At 63.7% G+C, this 1,551-nt stretch carries 1 protein-coding gene and 1 pseudogene; one reads left to right on the top strand and one right to left on the bottom strand.

The window, feature by feature from the left end; translation table 11 throughout:
- Nucleotides 1-1,240, top strand: a 1,240-nt coding sequence (gene mtnK / locus CV770_RS41015; RefSeq protein ID WP_104466312.1) for an S-methyl-5-thioribose kinase, incomplete at its 5' end; no start/stop codon positions are given.
- Nucleotides 1,241-1,450: 210 nt separating this feature from the next.
- Here the strand turns inward: mtnK and CV770_RS41020 are convergent.
- Nucleotides 1,451-1,551 (bottom strand): annotated as a pseudogene (locus tag CV770_RS41020) (IS110 family transposase); the annotation flags it as partial.

Genomic DNA, 1,551 nt, shown 5'->3' on the forward strand with positions numbered 1-1,551 from the left:
GCGGGATTATCTGGCAGGCGTTCCTGATATTGCCGCACTTCTGGGCGGCGACCCGGCCTCCTGGGAGATCACCGAGGTCGGCGACGGCAATCTCAATCTCGTCTTCATCATGAAGGGCGCAGGCGGCGGTGTCGCCGTCAAGCAGGCGCTGCCTTACGTGCGCCTCGTCGGCGAGAGCTGGCCGCTGCCGCTGTCGCGGGCCCATTACGAATATCTGGCTCTGTCCCGGCAAGCCCAGCTCGCGCCCGGCCTCGTGCCGGCTTTGCTGCATCACAACGAGGCCCTGGCGCTGACGGTGATGGAGCTGCTCGAACCCCACATCATCATGCGCAAGGGGCTGGTTGCGGGAACGCAATACCCAGGCTTCGTCAGTGACATCACCACCTTCATGGCGCGAACGCTGTTCTTCACCTCTGACCTCGCGCTGTCTGCGGCCGAGAAGAAGGAGGGCATCGCCGCGTTCGCCGGCAATCATGCGCTCTGCAAGATCACCGAGGATCTGATCTTCACCGATCCCTACCGCATCGCCGAACAAAATCGCTGGACTGCGCCGTATCTCGATGCGCTCGCGGCAAGCCTGCGCGATGACATTGAGCTGCATGTCGCGATCTCCCGGCTGAAGCTGAAGTTCATGGCAAGCCCCGAGGCGCTGCTCCATGGTGACCTCCACACCGGCTCGATCATGGTGACGGACCACCAGACGCGGGTAATCGATCCCGAATTTGCGTTTTATGGTCCGATGGGGTTCGACGTCGGCGCCGTGATCGCCAACCTCCTCATGGCCTATTTCGCCTCCGCCGGGCACGAGCGTGCGGCGGGCGAGCGGGCCGCATTCGAGGCCTGGGTGCTGGAGACGGTCGAAAAGGTCTGGAGCGAGTTCGTCCGAAAGTTCCTTGACCTCTGGCGGGCGGAAGGCACTGGCGATGCCTATCCGGTCTCACTCTTTGCCGGCGCGCAGGGCGTTGCGCGCCTGGAGGCCGAGCGGCAGGTCTACATGCAGCGCCTGTTCGCCGACACCGTCGGCTTCGCGGCCGCAAAGACCATCCGCCGTATCTTCGGCCTTGCCCACAACATCGATTTCGAGCTGATCGAGGACCCGAAGAAGCGCGCCGTCAGCGAAGCCCGCGCGGTGCGGCTCGCACGGGCGATGATGGTGGAGACGGGGACGTTTCGGACGATCGCCGACGTTACGGGTGCTGCGCGAAAACTGCGGGACTGGCAGCCGGAGCTAGCGGGTTGAGAGAGTTCATGGCGAGGAGTGCGCCTCCGCGCTCGCAATGACAAAGCGGAACAACAGGCGCAAATGTTTCATCGTCACCCTGAGGTGCCGGAGCGTAGCGAAGGCCTCGAAGGGCGACAGCCCGGCTGCATCGCGGCCGTTCATCCTTCGAGGCTCAGCACGCGCTGCGTTCGCATCGCATGCTTCGCACCTCAGCGACTGTGTTCTTTGTCAAGCGGGTTGCCATGGTTTTCGATCCCTGAGCATGGCGTTGAGGATGGTGATGAGCTTGCGGGCCACGGCGATGAGGGCGACCATTTTCGGCTTACCGG

Origin of the sequence: Bradyrhizobium sp. AC87j1 (genome assembly GCF_002936975.1) — a bacterium.
GTDB classification, from domain to species: Bacteria; Pseudomonadota; Alphaproteobacteria; order Rhizobiales; family Xanthobacteraceae; genus Bradyrhizobium; species Bradyrhizobium shewense.